Origin of the sequence: Aeromonas sp. R7-4, from assembly GCF_040908055.1 — a bacterium.
GTDB classification, from domain to species: Bacteria; Pseudomonadota; Gammaproteobacteria; order Enterobacterales; family Aeromonadaceae; genus Aeromonas; species Aeromonas sanarellii.
In genome coordinates this window covers 122927-139376 of record NZ_JBFODA010000054.1, presented here as the reverse complement: position 1 = coordinate 139376, position 16450 = coordinate 122927, and the positions used below count along the sequence as shown (strand labels likewise).

17 protein-coding genes are annotated in these 16450 nt (G+C 64.4%); 13 read left to right on the top strand and 4 right to left on the bottom strand.

The window, feature by feature from the left end:
• Positions 1–41 precede the first annotated feature (41 nt).
• The 4 genes from mukB to AB5Y72_RS14745 all read left to right on the top strand — a co-directional run bounded on the left by mukB (position 42) and on the right by AB5Y72_RS14745 (position 6200).
• A complete protein-coding gene (gene mukB / locus AB5Y72_RS14760) occupies positions 42–4469 on the top strand; it encodes a chromosome partition protein MukB (protein ID WP_325782635.1) in 4428 nt (1475 codons plus the stop codon).
• Positions 4470–4640: 171 nt separating this feature from the next.
• Positions 4641–5036, top strand: coding sequence for a septal ring lytic transglycosylase RlpA family protein (locus tag AB5Y72_RS14755; RefSeq protein WP_216991830.1), 396 nt, complete (start codon positions 4641–4643; stop codon positions 5034–5036).
• Positions 5037–5183: 147 nt separating this feature from the next.
• Positions 5184–5657, top strand: coding sequence for a cupin domain-containing protein (locus tag AB5Y72_RS14750; RefSeq protein WP_042075628.1), 474 nt, complete (start codon positions 5184–5186; stop codon positions 5655–5657).
• 51 nt (positions 5658–5708) lie between these two features.
• Entirely contained in the window at positions 5709–6200 is a 492-nt protein-coding gene (locus AB5Y72_RS14745) for a histidine phosphatase family protein (RefSeq protein WP_325782636.1), read from the top strand.
• A 104-nt stretch (positions 6201–6304) separates the two neighbouring features.
• Here the strand turns inward: AB5Y72_RS14745 and AB5Y72_RS14740 are convergent, their stop codons facing one another.
• Both AB5Y72_RS14740 and AB5Y72_RS14735 read right to left on the bottom strand, forming a co-directional pair.
• Positions 6305–6643 carry a hypothetical protein gene (locus AB5Y72_RS14740; protein ID WP_325782637.1) on the bottom strand — a complete coding sequence of 113 codons (339 nt, stop codon included), beginning with the start codon at positions 6641–6643 and terminating at the stop codon, positions 6305–6307.
• 384 nt (positions 6644–7027) lie between these two features.
• On the bottom strand, positions 7028–7231 hold the full coding sequence (locus tag AB5Y72_RS14735; RefSeq protein WP_325782638.1) for a hypothetical protein: 204 nt from the start codon (positions 7229–7231) through the stop codon (positions 7028–7030).
• Positions 7232–7469: 238 nt separating this feature from the next.
• On the opposite strand from AB5Y72_RS14735, the gene AB5Y72_RS14730 reads away from it, so the two are divergent.
• Positions 7470–8336, top strand: a complete 867-nt coding sequence (locus AB5Y72_RS14730; RefSeq protein ID WP_216990317.1) for a PhzF family phenazine biosynthesis protein — start codon at positions 7470–7472, stop codon at positions 8334–8336.
• A gap of 380 nt (positions 8337–8716) precedes the next feature.
• Here AB5Y72_RS14730 and AB5Y72_RS14725 read toward each other — a convergent pair whose 3' ends face one another.
• Entirely contained in the window at positions 8717–9295 is a 579-nt protein-coding gene (locus AB5Y72_RS14725; protein ID WP_216990316.1) for an alkylphosphonate utilization protein, read from the bottom strand.
• Between the two features lie 179 nt (positions 9296–9474).
• Here AB5Y72_RS14725 and AB5Y72_RS14720 point away from each other — a divergent pair, with 179 nt between their 5' ends.
• The 7 genes from AB5Y72_RS14720 (at position 9475) to AB5Y72_RS14690 (ending at position 14855) form a co-directional block, all read left to right on the top strand.
• A complete protein-coding gene (locus AB5Y72_RS14720) occupies positions 9475–10668 on the top strand; it encodes a methyltransferase (RefSeq protein ID WP_325782640.1) in 1194 nt (397 codons plus the stop codon).
• 196 nt (positions 10669–10864) lie between these two features.
• A complete protein-coding gene (locus AB5Y72_RS14715; RefSeq protein WP_368199118.1) occupies positions 10865–12310 on the top strand; it encodes a chitinase in 1446 nt (481 codons plus the stop codon).
• Between the two features lie 133 nt (positions 12311–12443).
• On the top strand, positions 12444–12815 hold the full coding sequence (locus AB5Y72_RS14710; RefSeq protein WP_325782641.1) for a VOC family protein: 372 nt from the start codon (positions 12444–12446) through the stop codon (positions 12813–12815).
• A gap of 174 nt (positions 12816–12989) precedes the next feature.
• Positions 12990–13388, top strand: a complete 399-nt coding sequence (locus AB5Y72_RS14705) for a GFA family protein (RefSeq protein ID WP_216990312.1) — start codon at positions 12990–12992, stop codon at positions 13386–13388.
• Positions 13389–13427: 39 nt separating this feature from the next.
• Positions 13428–13637: a DUF4287 domain-containing protein gene (locus AB5Y72_RS14700; protein WP_209792468.1), complete on the top strand. Its 210-nt coding sequence runs from the start codon at positions 13428–13430 to the stop codon at positions 13635–13637.
• Between the two features lie 71 nt (positions 13638–13708).
• Positions 13709–14320: a histidine phosphatase family protein gene (locus AB5Y72_RS14695; RefSeq protein WP_368199117.1), complete on the top strand. Its 612-nt coding sequence runs from the start codon at positions 13709–13711 to the stop codon at positions 14318–14320.
• 124 nt (positions 14321–14444) lie between these two features.
• Positions 14445–14855, top strand: coding sequence for an SRPBCC domain-containing protein (locus AB5Y72_RS14690; RefSeq protein WP_368199116.1), 411 nt, complete (start codon positions 14445–14447; stop codon positions 14853–14855).
• 41 nt (positions 14856–14896) lie between these two features.
• On the opposite strand, the gene smrB is transcribed toward AB5Y72_RS14690, so the two are convergent.
• Positions 14897–15421 (bottom strand): endonuclease SmrB, encoded by a 525-nt coding sequence (gene smrB / locus AB5Y72_RS14685; RefSeq protein ID WP_209792461.1) that lies wholly within the window; start codon positions 15419–15421, stop codon positions 14897–14899.
• Positions 15422–15503: 82 nt separating this feature from the next.
• On the opposite strand from smrB, the gene prmB reads away from it, so the two are divergent.
• Positions 15504–16439: a 50S ribosomal protein L3 N(5)-glutamine methyltransferase gene (prmB, locus tag AB5Y72_RS14680; protein ID WP_042075606.1), complete on the top strand. Its 936-nt coding sequence runs from the start codon at positions 15504–15506 to the stop codon at positions 16437–16439.
• The last annotated feature ends 11 nt before the right edge of the window (positions 16440–16450 follow it).

Below are 16450 nucleotides of genomic sequence, written 5' to 3'. Positions count from 1 at the left end.
CCGGCACTGATGGTGTCTGCCGGTTTGATGGAGAGTGTGGCGTGAGAGGCAAATTCAAATCCCTGACCATGGTCAACTGGAACGGCTTCTTCGCCCGCACCTTCGATCTCGACCAGCTGGTCACGACCCTTTCCGGCGGCAACGGCGCGGGCAAGTCCACCACCATGGCGGCCTTTATCGCGGCCCTGATCCCGGATCAGTCCCTGCTTCATTTCCGCAACACCACGGAGGCGGGCTCCAGCAGCGCGTCACGCGACAAGGGGCTCTACGGCAAGCTGCAGCGCGGCCACTGCTATTCGCTGCTGGAAGTGATGAACAGCCGCGAGCAGCGGATCTGGGTCGGCGTCCACCTCGAACAGGTGGCGAACCGGGACAACAAGGTCAACATCACCCCGTTCGCCCTGGTGGATGTGCCCGAGCATCTGGCGCCCACGGATCTGCTGCTGGAGAAGCTCGACGACGGCAAGGGCCGGGTACGTGCCTTCGCCGATCTGAAGGGGGCGGCAGCGGAGCTCGGCGCGCTCAAGGTCGCCAAGTTCAATACGGTGACCGATTATCACAACTTCATGTTCGAGTTCGGCATCACCCCGAAGAAGCTGCGGGATCAAAAGGATCGCGGCAAGTTCTATCGCCTGATCGAAGCCTCCCTCTACGGCGGTATTTCGTCTTCCATCAGCCGCTCCCTGCGTGAATACCTGCTGCCGGAGAACTCCGGGGTACGCAAGGCGTTCCAGGACATGGAGGCGGCCATCTACGAGAACCGCCGCACCCTGGAAGCGATCAAAGAGACCCAGGGTCAGCGGGATCTGTTCAAGAATCTCATCACCGAGACCACCCACTATGTAGCGGCTGAGTATGTGCGGGGCGCCGCCGAGAAGAGCCGTCTCTCCGAGCTGGCCCTCAAGGCGCGCTCTGAACTCGCCGGCAAACGCCGTCTGTTGGCCGAGGAGAAGCAGCGTGCCATCTATCTGGCGGACGAGGTGGATCAGCTCACCAACCGCGAGAAGCTCCTGACCGACGAGCTGGAGTCTGCCGCCGAGCACCTGGCCAAGGTGATGGCGGCCGTGGCGCTGCAAAAGAAGATTGCCCTCTATCGCGCCGATCTGGCGGAGCTCAACGACAAGCTGGAGCAGCAGCAGGCGGTGGTGGAAGAGATCCACGGCCAGTTGCTGGAAGTGGAAGAGCGCAAGGAGCTGGCCCAGGCAGAGGTAGACAGCCTCAAGACCCAGCTGGCCGACTACCAGCAGGCGCTGGACATCCAGCAGACCCGCGCCATCCAGTACCGTCAGGCGGTGCAGGCCCTCGATGCTGCCCGCGAGCAGTGCGAGCTGCCGGGGTTGACCGCCGAACAGGCGAGCGACACCCTGCACCAGTTCCGCGCCGCCGAGCAGAGCCTCACCAGCCGGGTGCTGGGGGCCGAGCAGCAGCTGGCGCTGGCCAAGGCGGCGGTGGCCGAGCACGAAGCGGCCCTGGCGCTGCTACTCAGCATCGCCCCCGACACCGTGCGCGAGGCCGCCTGGCCCACGGCGCAGGCGCTACTCAAGCGCCATATCGAGGACAAGGCCCGCATTGCCCAGGGGCAGGGGCTGCGCGCCGCCCTGGCTCGCCTCGAGAAAGAGAGCGAAAGCCAGAAGAATCTCTTCAAGTTGCGCGACGAATTGCAGCAGGCTTGTGGCCAGCTGATCGCGAGCCAGGACGAGCTGGAGATCTTCCTCGAAGCCCAGCGCACCCGTCAGGAGGAGCTGAGTGAGCAGCAGGCGGAAGTCAACCAGCGCCGCGCCAGCCTCGAGCATCAGGGCACCCAGCTCGGCCGAGATATCGCGGAGCTGACCAAGCTGGCGCCGCGCTGGCTCAAGTCGTTCGAGAAGCTCGAACAACTGCGCGAGCAGAGCGGATTGCCGCTCGCCACCGCCGAGGCGCTCTCGGCCGGCATGCAGAGCGTGCTCGACAAGGAGCGGGAGTTCGAGCAGGAGAGCAACCGCATTCAGGGCCAGAAACAGGCGCTAGAGCTGCAAATTCGCAACCTGCAGCTGGGGGCCGGCGAGGCGGATCCCCGTCTTGCCCGCATCGCCGAGCAGGTGGGGGGCGTGCTGCTCTCCGACGTCTATGACGACATCTCCATCGACGATGCCCCTTACTACTCCGCGCTCTACGGCCCGGCTCGCAGCGCCTTGGTGGTGCTCGACCTCGAAGGCGCCATCGAGCGGCTGAAAAAGCTGGAAGATTGCCCGGAGGATATCTACCTCATCCAGGGTAACCCCGACTCCTTTGACGAGGATCTGGTCGAGGCCGACGAGTTGGGGGACGCCGTGCTGGTGCGCACCAGCAAGCGTCAGGTGCGCTTCTCCCGTTACCCCGAGCTGCCGCTCTTTGGTCGCGCTGCACGGGAAAAACGGATTGAACAGCTGGAGCTCGAGCGGGAAAACCTGGTCGAGGGTTACGCCAAGGCCGCCTTCGAACAGCAGAAGTACCACCGCCTCTACGGCCACTTCCGCGACTTTATCGGCCAGCATCTGGATATCGCCTTCCGCCCGGACCCCGAAGCCGAAGTGCAGGCCAAACAGCACGAGCAGCGCAAGCTGCAAGAAACCATAGCCGAGTGCAACAAGCAGCTGGCCGAGGCCAAGGCGGCCGCCGCCCAGCTGACTCGCCATATCCAGCTGGTGCAGGGGATGCTGCCCTTCGCCCACCTGTTTGCCGAGAAAGAGCTGGCGGCCCGCCTCGAGGCGGCCCGTGCCGATGTGGAGGCCCTTAACACAGCCGAAGCTTTTATCGCCAGACACGGCAAGGCGCTCGAGAAGCTGGAAACCCAGGTGCAGGTGCTGCGTCAGGATCCCCAGGATCTGGCCGCCCTGCAGGCGGCCTATGATGAGGTCAGCGACCTGCTGGCAGAGCAGAAGCGCCGCTGCTATGCCCTCGATCAGCTGGTGGCCCGTCTGCCGCACTTTGCCTATCAGGACGCGCAAGACCTGCTCGGCAAGGCCTCCGAGATGAGCGAGCGGCTCAAAGAGAAGCTCAAGGCGGCGGAGCTTGCCGCCCGCACCGCCGGTGAGCAGCACAAGCAGATCACCCAGCGCCACACCGAGGCGCTGCAGCTGCGCACCGCGCTCGATTCCAGCGCCTCGGCCAAGGGCCAGACCCTGGCGGAGTTCGAGCAGGAGCTGGCGGCCATGGGGCTGACCCTGTCGGATGACATGGAAGAGAAGGGCCGTGCCCACAAGAAGGAGATCGAGGAGCTGCTTATCCGCACCCGGACCCGTCGCACCAGCGCCGAGGCCCAGTTGCAGGTGTGCAAGCGAGAGATCGAATCCCTCGGCGGCCGCCTCAAGCTGGAGGGCAAGGATTACTACGGCGCCCGCAAATCCCTGGTGGGTCACAAGGCGAGCTGGTCGCGGGTGGTGCGTCTGGCGCGGGAGACCGACGTCGAGAAGCGCCTCAACAAGCGCGAACTGGCCTATCTTGACAGCGACGAGCTGCGCTCCATGTCGGACAAGGCCCTCGGGGCCCTGCGAGTGGCGGTGGCCCACGACGAGGCTCTGCGCGATGCGCTGCGTCTGTCGGAAGGCAACCGCAACACCGAGCAGAAGGTCGCCTTCTACGTGCAGGTCTACCGTTACCTCAAGGATCGCATCCGCAACGACATCATCCGCTCGGACGATCCGGTGGAGGCCATCGAGGAGATGGAGATCGAGCTGGCGCGGCTCGCCGACGAGCTCAAGCAGCGGGAAACCCATCTGTCGCTCTCCTCTCACGAGGTGGCGGCCAAGATCACCAACATCATCCGCCGGGAGCAGAACCGCATCCGGGTGCTCAACCAGGGCTTGCAGAACATCGCCTTCGGTCTGGTGCGCGGGGTGCGCCTCAACGTCAACATCCGCGAGGCCCACACCCGTCTGCTGACGGCGCTGGCCGACCAAACCGCCATGCACAACGATCTGTTCGCCGACAAGGATCTCAGCTTCTCCGAGGCGATGGCCAAGCTGTTCCAGCGTCTCAACCCGCAAGTGGAGCAGGGGGATCGCAGCTATCAGGTGATGGGCGACGTGCTGCTCGACTATCGCAATTACCTGGAGCTCGAAATCGAGGTGCAGCGCGGGGCCGATGGCTGGCTGCGGGCGGAGAGCGGTGCGCTCTCCACTGGCGAGGCGATCGGTACCGGTCAGGCCATCTTGCTGATGGTGCTGATCAGCTGGGAGGAGGAGTCCCGCCGTCTGCGCGGCAAGGACATCGCTCCCTGCCGCCTCTTGTTCCTGGACGAAGCGGCGCGGCTGGATGGCAAATCCATCGCCACCCTGTTCGAGCTGTGCGAACGCCAGGACATGCAGCTCCTCATCGCGGCGCCGGAGAACATCAGCCCGGAGAAGGGCACCACCTACAAGCTCATCCGCAAGGTGCAGGGCAAGCACGAGCACGTGCACGTGGTGGGACTGCGCGGCTTCGGTTTCGCCGACGACAAGCTCATCGCCTGAGGGGGATACCCTGACAGGGGCTGACGGAGCGATACGCAAAACGGGAGGCCTGGGCCTCCCGTTTTCCATGGGAAATATGAGAGAGTAGGCCCCTGTTCGCGGGAGCCCGCCTGGCCATGAAAGCCGGGCGGGGTAAACGCGATATCTCATAACGGGTCGAGGAAGTCGATGATGAGGATCATGGTGCAAAAAGGGTTGCTGGCCTCCCTGTGCCTGCTGCTGGCAGCCTGCAGCAGTCAGCCGGACGTGAGTGGCGGATCGGACGGCAGCTGGCGCGGTTATACTCAGACGGGGCTGGCCTCCTACTATGCCGATCGCTATCACAACAAGAAGACGGCGAGCGGCGAGCGATACAACAACAGTGCCAGCACCGCCGCCCACATGACGCTGCCCTTCGGTACCATGGTGAGGGTGACCAATCTCGCCAACGGCAAGAGCGTGGTGGTGCGGGTCAACGACAGGGGCAACTTCGCCAGGGGGCGCATCATCGATCTCTCCAGGGCGGCCTTCAGCCGCATAGGCAACACAAGATCCGGCCTTATCAAGGTCAGGCTCGAGGTGATCTAGGGTGTGGCAGGGGCCTCAGTCTGCGCCTGTGGCAAGTGCCCAGGACTGCTGACTAGCCCTTCCACCCCTTGCCCGTGTTTCGCCGCCAAGATCTGGGGTCAAGGTTCGGGGTATAACTAAGAGAGCATCCACAAGGAGGGTCAAAACATGGCTGGCAAGAGGCCCATTCAGGCAACGGCAATTCCCGAGAACACGGCAAAGTCCCTCTATCCGGAGCCCTTTGCCACCCTGGTCAAGCACCGCACCAAGCGCAAACTCGGGGATCATTTCGGCCTTGCCAACTTCGGGGTCAACCTGACGACCCTGGCGCCAGGCGCCATCTCGGCGCTCAAGCACCATCACGGCAGGCAGGATGAGTTCGTCTATGTGCTCTCGGGCACGCCCACCCTGCGCCACGGGGAGGAGGAGTACCAAATGTCGCCGGGGGAGTGCATCGGTTTCAAGGGGGGCAGCGGACTAGCCCACCAGCTGCTCAATCACGGGGAGGTGGACGCCGTCTATCTCGAAGTGGGGGACAGGCTGCCAGGCGACACCGTCGAGTACCCGGACGACGATCTGGCCCTGATGCAGGGTGCCGATGGCGCCTGGTCTGCCCGACATAAAGATGGCTCGCCTTATTGAGCATGGATTCGGCGGGCTGACGGTCGCAGCCCGACAAGTGAGGAAGGGCAGATGAAGAGAACGTTGATCCTGGTGCGCCATGGCAAGTCGAGCTGGGAGCAGGTCAGCCTGGCGGATCGGGAGCGCCCCCTGGCCGCACGGGGGCTGCGCGATGCCCCCCTGATGGGGGGGCGCCTGGCAAGGGAGGGGGTGAGGCCAGATCTCATCCTCTCGAGCCCGGCCTGCCGGGCGCTGTCGACGGCCCGGCTGCTCGCCCATGAGCTGGGCTATCCGGTGGGCAAGATAGCCATCGACGATCGCCTCTACGAGAGCGATGTCGAGACCCTCCTCGGGGTGATGGGCGAGCTTGCGGACGAGCTTATGAGCGTGCTGCTCGTAGGGCATGACCCCGAGTTCACCGCCCTGGCCCACGGCTTCTCCCGCGGGATCGTCCGGATGCCGACCTGCGCCGTCGCCCGCTTCACCTTCGATGCCCCCTCCTGGTCTAGCGTCCCGTTCCGCAAGCCGGTGACGGCGGTGCTTGACTATCCGAAACAGGGGTAGGGGGCCGCAGCGCTGCCTCCCGCGGGCCGACGGGCCCGCAAGCATGACGACAGATCAAACAGCAAGGGGAGCCTGGCGCTCCCCTTGCTGTCACCCTTGTGCGCCTATCTGGCTGCGATGGGGCCCTTGGTTCCTGCGTCCTTGTCGACCCAGCCATCTTCCCCCTTGAGTCGGCGATCCCCCTGGATGCGATAGGTGACCATGCCCTCCTCGAACACCAGGGCGCCGTCGGATTTCCTGGCCTTGACCTGCTTGTCGTTGACCCAGACCCTATCCCGGTCGTCGATGCGGATGCTGGCCACGGTGGCGCCCGTTTCGGGGAAGGTGGCGACCCAGTTGCCGGCATAGGGGCTGGTGCTGACCGCAACGGGGGCGGCGCCAAACCCGGCGGCGGCGTTCTCGGCTCTGGTCTTGTTGATGTCACAGCCATTGAGTTCGCTCACCTGGGTGCTGCAGCCAGAGCGCTCCAGCTTCAGCTCATAGCCCAGATTCAGACCGCCGTCGGCGGCCGGGACAGCGGTGCCAAATCCTGCCCTGGCATTTTCCGCCTTGCTCTTGTGAGTATCGCAGCCCTGGGCCTCGGTGACCTAGGTACAGCCGGAGCGTTCGAGTTGCTCGGCGTATTTGGCGTTGATGGCCTGAACCTGGGCGCTGCCCAGCAGGGAGAGGGTCAGGGCGAGAGCGGCATGTCTGAACATGGTCAATTCCTCGGGAGGTGGGTCATTCAGGCGCGCCGCCCCCTGGCGGCAACGCGCATGGGCCGGCAATGGCGAGCGCGAGACCGTCTCTCACGATAGCAGGGCGGCTCGGCGCATGACACCTCGCACTCAGTTTTGGGGAATGCGCACGCCCTTGTCGAGGTAGAGGCTGCTGTAATGGGCACGGTGGGTGACAAACATCACCTGATGGCGGCTGCCGTCGGAAAGAATGAGGAAATCGCCGGCCTGGGCCGGGCTTTGCAGGCGGATCTCGTGCTCGGGGGCGGTCAGCTTGTCGGCCTCCTCCCGGAAGGTGAGGGTGTAGGAATACATATGGCGCTCCACTGCAGGCTCATATCCGGACACATCAGTACAACTCTAGCCCCGACGCCCGGGGTCCGCGGCGCCCAAGCGGCACCGCTGCTGCAGAACACCCTAGCGCGCCTCCAGGCCCTGTGCGTCCGCCCCTTTTATGGGTAAGCTGGCCTTCAATCCCTGACGTGCGGGGCTGGCACGCCAGGATGAACGCAGGATCACCCTGAGTACGAGAGATGAGAGACAAGGAGTCACCATGACCACACTCGCCACCGAGCTGGTACGGATCGCCGCCTTTTCCGAGGGGGAGCAGGGGGGTAACCCCGCCGGTGTCTGGATAGGGGATGACCTGCCCGCGCCGGAGGCGATGCAGCGGATCGCCGCCGAGGTGGGATTTTCGGAGACCGCCTTCGCCGCCCCGCTGGCCGGGGCGCCAGGGGAGGGAATGCGCCGATGGCGGGTGCGCTACTTCTCCCCCGAGGCCGAAGTGCCTTTCTGTGGTCACGCCACCATCGCCCTCGGGGTGGCGCTGGCCCGCCGCGTGGGGGCCGGGGAGCATGAACTCTGCCTCAACCAGAGCCAGATCAGGGTAACCGGCTGGCAGGACGACGCGGGGCTGTGGCAGGCGGCGCTGCAATCACCGCCGACCCGCAGCCGGCCGGCGCCCGCCGATCTGATGCGCGAGGCCTTGGCGCTGTTTGGCTATGACGCGGCCAGCCTGGATCCCCGCCTTCCTCCTGCACTCATCCACGGCGGCGCCGACCACCTGGTGCTGGCGCTCAAGGAGCGCTCGGCACTGGCGGCCATGAAGTATGAGCTGGCCCAGGGGCGGCTGCTGATGCGCCGGGAGGGGCTGGTGACCATACTGCTGGTCCATGTGCAAGGGGATAGGCTGTTCCATGTCCGCAATCCCTTCGCCTATGGCGGCGTCTACGAGGATCCGGCCACGGGCGCCGCGGCCGCTGCCTTCGCCGGCTATCTGCGGGATCTCCACTGGCCCCACGGCGGGGCCATCGAGATCCGGCAGGGGGAGGAGATGGGCATGCCGTCGCGGCTCCATGCCGAGATCCCGGCCGAGCCCGGCAGCGGGATCCGGGTCTCTGGCCGGGCCCGTCTGATGTAGCCCTTGCAATAAAAAAACCGCCTGATGGCGGTTTTTTTATTGCGCAGCCCCTATTTCAGGGCTTTTTTCAGCTTCTTGATCTTGCCTTCGTGCTTGGCAATCTTCGCCTGGCGGGCGGCGATCTGCTTCTTGATCTCTTTCTTGCTGGCCATGGGGCTGCTCCTTGGTGTCTTGGGCGTCATGGGGATCATGGTGCCCGGGGTCTCTCCATGCGTGCCGGGAAGGCCCTCTCCATTGGCGCACTGGCAGCCAGGGGAGGGGGCATACCGCGGAACTGGTTTGCAGGATAGTCCAGTTTTCCGGTGGCGCCATTCCATTTGCGCCCGAAGGCGGCAACAAAAAAGCGCCCCCGGGGGCGCTTTTGGCTGGCTGGGGCGTTATCAGGCCTTCTTCAGGTAGGCGGCCACCAGCACGATCTGCATGCCGTTCACCTTGCCCTCGATGTGCAGCGGGTTGTTGGTCAGGCGAATGCCCTTGACCAGGGTGCCGCGCTTGGCGGTGAAGCCCGCGCCCTTGACGTCCAGATCCTTGATCAGGGTGACGGAGTCCCCTTCGACCAGCACGGCGCCGTTGGAGTCGACGGTCGGCACGCTGTCGTCATCGTCGCTCGCCATGCCGGCTTCTGCCCAGGCCTTGACCTCGTCTTCCATGTACATCATGTCCAGCATGTCCTGGGCCCAGAGCTCGCCCCGGGCGGCGAGGGCCTTCAACTGGCGCCAGGCCATCACCTGCACCGCCGGCACCTGGCTCCACATGCTGTCACCCAGGCAGCGCCAGTGGTTCACCTCGGTGGTGTCCGGCTGCTCCAGCTGGCCGCGGCAGGTGTCGCAGAGCGCCACGCTGTGGTCGTCGTCGCTGGCGGGGGAGTGCGGCACCGGGAAGGCAGTCAGCGCATGTTCTGCGCCACACAGCTCGCATTTGGCGTTTGCACGGGCTTGCAGGATGGCATTGATGGTCATGATTGGGTTCCGTTTATAGGGGTAAAGCGGCCCGCCGTGGCGGGCTGCGCGAATGAGGGGGCGGAATATAGCACAAATCCATGCTTTTTGTCAGGCTACCGGAGACCCACGGGCGAGTGCTTTTTGACGGCAGATCGCTAGAATAAGCCTCCCTTTTTGCGCCAAAGGACAGGTTCACCGTGCTGGCCCACCGTTTTCGACAACTGGACTGCTTGCTCACCGACGAGCGACGCTGGTGGCAATACCAGCCCTATCACCACCTGGGGCTCGCCTTTGCCAGCGAGGTGCCAGCTCTTGCCGAGTGCCTGGAGGCGCTGAGCCTGGAGGAGATAGCGCGCCTCGATGGCGACATGGATGCGCTCTGCACCCTGCTCGCCCCCTGGATCCCGGCGGGGGCCGAGTTGCAGGCCCTGAGCGAACTCGCCGACTTCGTCCCCGAACCCGTCCAGTGCGCCAGGACCATGGCGATGTACATGCCGGGGCGCAAGCAGGCGCAGATAGAGGCCTTCACCGGCTGTCTGCCCCCTCACCAGGGCCCCTATCTGGAGTGGTGCGCCGGCAAGGGGCATCTGGGGCGCCTGGTGTCGCTGCACCGTGGCGCCGACATCCTGAGCCTGGAGTGGCAGGGGGCGCTCTGCGAGGAGGGGCGACGGCTCGCCGCGCGCGACGGCGCCAGCATGCAATTCGTGGAGGCGGACGCCTTCGCCGCCGAGTCCGGGGGGCTCATCGCCCCGCACCATCACGCCATGGCGCTCCATGCCTGCGGCGATCTGCACACCCATCTGCTGGCGCGGGTGGCCGAGGGGCGCGCCCAGGGGGTGACTCTCTCCCCTTGTTGCTACCACCTCATCAGGGAAGAGCGCTACGCGCCCCTCTCCCGGGCCGCCAGGGCCAGCGCCCTGCGCCTTGGCAAGAGCGACCTGAAGCTGCCGCTGCAGGAGACGGTGACCGGCGGCGCCCGCATCGCCCGATTGCGGGAGCAGGAGGTGGTGTGGCGTCTCGCCTTCGACTGCCTGCAGCGCCGGGTACGCGGGGTGGATGAGTACCTGCCGGTGCCCAACCTGCAAAAGAGCCTGCTGGCGGGGGGCTTCGAGGCCTTCTGCCACTGGGCCGCCGAGCGCAAGGGGATAAGGTTGCCGACGGGGCTCGACTACGCCGCCTTCCTGGCACAGGGGGAGCGACGTTTTGGCGATGTCGCCCGCATGGAGCTGGTGCGCCACCTGTTTCGCCGCCCCCTCGAAGTCTGGCTGCTGCTCGATCGCGCCCTTTTCCTCGAGGAGCAGGGCTACCGGGTGGAGGTGGGCACCTTCTGCCCCAAACCCATGACCCCGCGCAACCTGCTGATCCGGGCGGTGCGCGTCGGCGGTGTCTGAGCAAGGCCCCTGACCGGCGCTGGCGGCTGCGCCAACAAGACCATGGGCTGGGGCTGGATATCCCTGCTAAACGAGCGCCATCTGAGTGCAGGGTGGCATGGCTCACAATTTCGCCAAATTCTTAATTCTTGTCGTGAATTTAGTTGTGCGGATGCCTATGCTCGCCCTGACATTTTCAAGACAAGGATGCTTACCCATGTTCATGCTCACGCGCACCGCCTGCCTGGTTGCCCTCGTCTGGGCGCTGCCCGGCCAGAGCGCCATGACAATCCAGCCCGATCCCCAGAACAGCGGCGGCTATGTGATCGCCGCCGCCGATCTCGCCAGTGCGGCCCAGGCCAAGACTGCCAACCCCATGTACGGGCTCTGGGCCAAGGCTCTGGCCACCCGGCCCAATACGGTGGTGGAGGCCATAGTGGCGCGAGCCCCCGGCAACCCGGACAACGTCAAGCGAGTCGAGCGGGTCTTCACTGAATCGGATTGGGAGTTCCTGACCCAGATGGCCGCCCCGGAGTACACCTACGAGCGCTTCCTGCGGGCGGTGGGCAAGTTCCCCGCCTTCTGCGGCGACTACACGGACGGGCGCAATGCCGACGCCATCTGCAAGAAGTCCATCGTCACCGCCTTCGCCCACTTTGCCCAGGAGACCGGCGGCCACATCGCCAGGGAAAATGTCTCCGACAACCCCCTGGGGCTGGAGGAATGGCAGCAGGCGCTGGTGCACGTGCGGGAGATGGGTTGGTCGGAAGGGCAGACCGGCTACACCACGGGGTGCGGCCAGAATGACTGGCAGAACAGGAAATGGCCCTGCAGCACCGGCCAGGGGTACTTCGGTCGCGGCGCCAAGCAGCTCTCCTACCACTTCAACTACGGCGCCTTCTCCGAGGCCATGTTCGACGGCGATGCCACCGTGCTGCTGAACAACCCCGGCCTGGTGGCGGACTCCTGGCTCAACCTCGCCTCCGCCATCTGGTTCTTCCTGACCCCCCAGGCCCCCAAGCCCGCCATGCTGCACGTGATCGACCGCACCTGGGTGCCCTCTCAGCGTGAGCTGGCGGCGGGCATCGGCTACGGCTTTGGCACCACCATCAACATCATCAACGGCGGCATCGAGTGCGGGGAGCAGAACAGGGACAAGGGCCAGCCGGTCAACCGCATCCGCTACTGGGAAGGGCTGGCGGCCCACTACGGGATCCCGCTGCTCCCTGACGAGAAGAACACCTGCTGGCAACAGACCCCCTATGGCAGCCTCAACCTGAACGGCGCCACCGACGTGCTCTACACCAACTGGGACGGCAACTGGAAATACTACCCGGACAGGCCGGGCGGCTACTCCTTCGAGTGCGAGCTGGTGGGATTCCAGACCGCCTACTCGGCCCTGGTGCCGGGGGACTACGAGAAGTGCGTGACCAACTTCTACGGCTCCCACGCCAGCTGGCCCAAGGTGCGTGTGGTGGCACAGCTGGATCCGGCACCGGTCGATCCCGGCACGCCGCCGGTGGACGGGGTACCGGCCTGGGAGGCAGGCAAGGTCTACACTGCGGGCAACAAGGTGAGCCACAAGGGCGTCATCTATCAGGCCAAGTGGTGGACCCAGGGCAACGAGCCGGGCAAGGGGGATCCCTGGGCGCCGGTGACCTGAGCGCCAGTATGAGAGGACGAACCCCAGGGGAGGCAGCGCGCCTCCCTTGTTGATCGGCGGTCGGGCCACCCCCTTGCTGCGCCTCTTTTGGCACTGATAGAGTGCGGGTTCACACCTAGGGAGGGGCTTTACCATGAACATCGCCATCCATTTTGAAATCCCGGTGCAGGATCTGGAGAGAGCCATCCGCTTCTACGAAGCGGTCTTCGACCTTGCTCTGGAGCCGGTCGAGATCGATGGCAACGAGATGGCGCTCTTCCCCCTGCATGAGGGGCAGGAGGGGAGTTCAGGCGCCCTGGCGAAAGGGGAGAGCTATGTGCCGAGCCTGGATGGCACCCGGATCTATTTGCAGGTGACTGACATCGACCGGACCCTGGGGCGGGCGCTGCAGTTGGGTGGGGAGTGTCTCTACCCCGTGACCCGGGTGAGCGAACAGATCCGGGTGGCGGAATTCAGGGATTGCGAGGGCAACCGCATCGCCTTGCAGGAGATGGGGCGAACCTGACTCATCAGGGGCATGGTGCCATGAACGGGATGGGACCATTCCCCGACTTGAGCCTTGTGATGGGCCTCAAGATGGTCAGTTGCCCCTTCCTGGTTTGCGTGCTACTTCATCGGGGGCGGCAAGGAGCCAGGATAGTCTTGGTTCCGTCTGCCGCCCCAACTCTTAGGAGGCATCATGGAAGGTCATTGTCTGTGTGGCGGGATCACCGTTTCGAGCGGCGATCACAAGGAGGTCAACCTCTGTCACTGCACCATGTGCCGGCGCTGGTCCGGCGGACCCATGTTCGCGGTACACGGCGGCAAGGAAGTGCGCTTCACCGGGATAGCCCCGGTGGCCTACCGCTCGTCCGAGTGGGCGGAGCGCGGCTTCTGTCCCACCTGTGGCACCCATCTTTTCTACCATCTGCTGCCGACGGACGAGTACATCCTCTGTGCCGGGCTGTTTCAGGAACAGGTGTTCGAGCTTACCGGGCAGATCTTTATCGACGAGAAACCCGACTTCTATGCCCTCAAGAACGACACCCCGACCCTGACAGGGCAGCAGGTGTTCGAGCAGTTCGCCCCCAAACCCTGAGCCTGTCGCCGCGCCGGCGCAAATCCCAAGGAGTCAATCATGGATGAACAGCAGAAGGTGAGGGGGCCTGCCTCCTATTTTCCCGCCATCGAGCAGAAGTACGGCCAGCCGATCGCTCACTGGCTGACCCTGCTGGCGGGGCGGGAGGAGCGCAAACACATGGCCCTGGTGGCCTGGCTCAAGGCCGAGCATGCCATGGGGCACGGTCATGCCAATGCCCTGGTGGCCCATTTTTTGGCGCAGGGCTGAACCCCGTCTCGGCCCTGATCGCTTTCGGGTGTCAGGGCTGTCGACCACGGCTGATGAAGCAAGGATGGAAGATGGAACTGGTGGTGATCCGCCATGGACAGACTCAGGCCAACGCCGAGGGACGTTATCTGGGAGCACTGGATATCGGGCTTAACGAGATAGGGTGGGAGCAGGTGGCAGCGCTGGCCCAGGATCTTGCCAGAGAGGTGCCGTTTCAGCGTTTGTTGACCTCCCCTTTGTTACGGGCGAGGCAGAGCGCGCTGCGGATCTCCTTGGCACTGGATCTGCCCATCAAAACGGTTCCTGCATTTCGTGAACGCCATGTGGGGCTGTTCGAGGGGCTGACTCAGACAGAGGCGAGGGATCGATACCCCGAGTTGTGGGCGTGCAACATCACCCGACGTTGGGCTGAGGGGCCGCCCGGCGGTGAGTCGCTGGATGCGGTGATAGTGCGGATTTCCCAGGGCTTGGCCGAGTTGGTGCATGACTACCCTGGTGAGCGGGTATTGCTGGTGGCACACGGGGTGGTGGCCAAGGTGATCCGCGCCCTCACGAGAGCAGGTTTTGACGACTTCTTCGAGTGGCAGTTGCATAACGGCGGCAGATTGGTGGTCAAGCTGGACTCGGCTCAACCACCGATATTTTACCATCGTCCCACAGGGCAGGATGAGCTTCGCTATTGACTAAGGCATAGCCGAGTCGTTCAGCTGGCGCCTTACCGGTGAGATCAGGGGGCCGGTTTTGTATTGCAAGAGAAAGTGACCGCTGGCCGGAGCGTCGGTCAGGCCTTTTGTACAGGAGTGTGAGATGAAGTTAAGCATCAGCGTCTGGGTCGCGCGGCCGATTGACGCCGTGTGGCAGGGCTGGAACACCCCCGCCAGCATCATGGCGTGGAACGCCGCCTCCCCCGAGTGGCACTGCCCCCAAAGCCGGGTGGATCTGCGGGTGGGTGGGCGCTTCTGTCACCACATGGCGGCCAGGGATGGCAGCATGGGGTTCGACTTCGAGGGCACCTTCACCGAGGTCACGGCGCCGACGGGGCTCGGCTACGTCATGGACGATGGCCGCGCAGTGAGCGTGCGGTTCGTGGAAGAGCGGGGCGGTACCCGGGTGGAGGAGGCGTTCGATGCCGAGTCCCTGCATAGCGGCGAGCAGCAGCGGGCCGGCTGGCAGAGCATACTCGACCACTTCAAGCGGTATATGGAAAGCGCGCCCTGAGGCGCGCTTTTCGATCCGGTGGATGGGGGCTGATGCGGCCTTTACTCTTCGACATCCAGCAGCACCAGGATGGCGCTCTCGCCGCCCCACTCGCGGGGGGCCTGATGGAAGGCGCGCACATTGGGGTGCTGGGCCAGCCAGCTCGGGATGCGCTGCTTGAGGATGTGCTTGCCGATGCCGTGCATCACCGAGGCGACGTGAATGTTCTCCTTTTGGCACAGGGTCAGCAGGGCCGCCAGCTCCTGCTTGGCCTGGTGCTGGGTCATGCCGTGCAAGTCGAGGTAAATTTCCGGCGGATAGCTGCCGCGCTTGAGCTTTTTCAGCTCGAATTTTGACACGTCTTCGCGCACGTAACGGGTCGGTCCGTCCGCCTCGAGATGGGGCTGGTACTCGTCGCTGAAAAAGTGGTCAACCCCAAGCTTTTCGCGGCTTTCCCGCACTTCGCGTTTCTGCTTGACCGGGCGCAACTCGGCCCTTATGGTATCTTGCCTAATTTTCCGGGTACCTTTGACCGCATCGCGAAACAGCAGGCTTTCCTCGTCTGTGGGGGAGGGCGTTTTTTTCATCAGAGACTCGTTTTTTAGAGATGCGTCTTGCCCGCTATACAGTGGGTGCTCGGGCCGGATATTACTCGACTTGGAGGTGGATTTGGACAAGATATTTATCGATGAGGTGGTTGCCGAGATGCACACCATCCAGGACATGTTGCGCTGGGCCATGAGTCGTTTCAACGACGCCGGGATCTTCTACGGACATGGTACCGACAACGCCTGGGATGAGGCCGTGCAACTGGTGCTGCCCGCGTTGCATCTGCCGCCGGACGTGGATCCCGCCATGCGCCACTCCCGCCTGACCACCAGCGAGCGTCACCGCATCGCCGAGCTCATCATCCGCCGGGTGCAGGAGCGCATTCCCGCCCCCTACCTGACCAACAAGGCCTGGTATGCGGGCTGGGAGTTCTACGTGGACGAGCGGGTGCTCATTCCGCGCTCCCCCATCGCCGAGCTGGTGGCCAACCGCTTCGCCCCCTTCCTGAAAGAGGAACCGACCCGGATCATGGATCTGTGCACCGGCTCCGGCTGCATCGCCATCATCATGGCCCACGAGTTCCCCCACGCGGAAGTGGATGCCATCGACATCAGCGTCGATGCCCTCAACGTGGCCGAGCGCAACATCAATGATCACGGGCTCGAGCAGCAGGTCATCCCCATCCGCTCCGATCTGTTCCGGGATCTGCCGGCGGGTGACAAGTACGATCTCATCGTCTCCAACCCCCCCTATGTGGATTCCGAGGACATGTCGGATCTGCCGGAGGAGTTCCGGCACGAGCCTGAGCTGGCTCTGGCGTCGGGCTCCGATGGCCTCAAGCTCACCAAGCGCATCCTGGCCAACGCCGCCGATTTCCTGAAGGATGACGGCGTGCTGGTGGTCGAGGTGGGCAACAGCATGATCCACCTGGAAGCCCAGTTCCCCGAGGTGCCCTTCACCTGGGTCGAGTTCGAGAACGGCGGCCACGGCGTCTTCGTGATGACCCGCGCAGAGCTCGAGCAGTACCAGGCCCATTTCGCGATTTACAAGAACTAAGCAGCAAGGAG

Excerpts from the sequence above, each read along its gene's own strand:
- AB5Y72_RS14690 (WP_368199116.1), top strand. The coding sequence starts at position 14,445 with ATGAAGTTAAGCATCAGCGTCTGGGTCGCGCGGCCGATTGACGCCGTG.
- AB5Y72_RS14735 (WP_325782638.1), bottom strand. The coding sequence starts at position 7,231 with ATGTATTCCTACACCCTCACCTTCCGGGAGGAGGCCGACAAGCTGACC.
- AB5Y72_RS14710 (WP_325782641.1), top strand. The coding sequence starts at position 12,444 with ATGAACATCGCCATCCATTTTGAAATCCCGGTGCAGGATCTGGAGAGA.
- AB5Y72_RS14705 (WP_216990312.1), top strand. The coding sequence starts at position 12,990 with ATGGAAGGTCATTGTCTGTGTGGCGGGATCACCGTTTCGAGCGGCGAT.
- AB5Y72_RS14730 (WP_216990317.1), top strand. The coding sequence starts at position 7,470 with ATGACCACACTCGCCACCGAGCTGGTACGGATCGCCGCCTTTTCCGAG.
- AB5Y72_RS14745 (WP_325782636.1), top strand. The coding sequence starts at position 5,709 with ATGAAGAGAACGTTGATCCTGGTGCGCCATGGCAAGTCGAGCTGGGAG.
- AB5Y72_RS14715 (WP_368199118.1), top strand. The coding sequence starts at position 10,865 with ATGTTCATGCTCACGCGCACCGCCTGCCTGGTTGCCCTCGTCTGGGCG.
- AB5Y72_RS14725 (WP_216990316.1), bottom strand. The coding sequence starts at position 9,295 with ATGACCATCAATGCCATCCTGCAAGCCCGTGCAAACGCCAAATGCGAG.
- AB5Y72_RS14695 (WP_368199117.1), top strand. The coding sequence starts at position 13,709 with ATGGAACTGGTGGTGATCCGCCATGGACAGACTCAGGCCAACGCCGAG.
- smrB (WP_209792461.1), bottom strand. The coding sequence starts at position 15,421 with ATGAAAAAAACGCCCTCCCCCACAGACGAGGAAAGCCTGCTGTTTCGC.
- AB5Y72_RS14755 (WP_216991830.1), top strand. The coding sequence starts at position 4,641 with ATGAGGATCATGGTGCAAAAAGGGTTGCTGGCCTCCCTGTGCCTGCTG.
- AB5Y72_RS14700 (WP_209792468.1), top strand. The coding sequence starts at position 13,428 with ATGGATGAACAGCAGAAGGTGAGGGGGCCTGCCTCCTATTTTCCCGCC.
- AB5Y72_RS14750 (WP_042075628.1), top strand. The coding sequence starts at position 5,184 with ATGGCTGGCAAGAGGCCCATTCAGGCAACGGCAATTCCCGAGAACACG.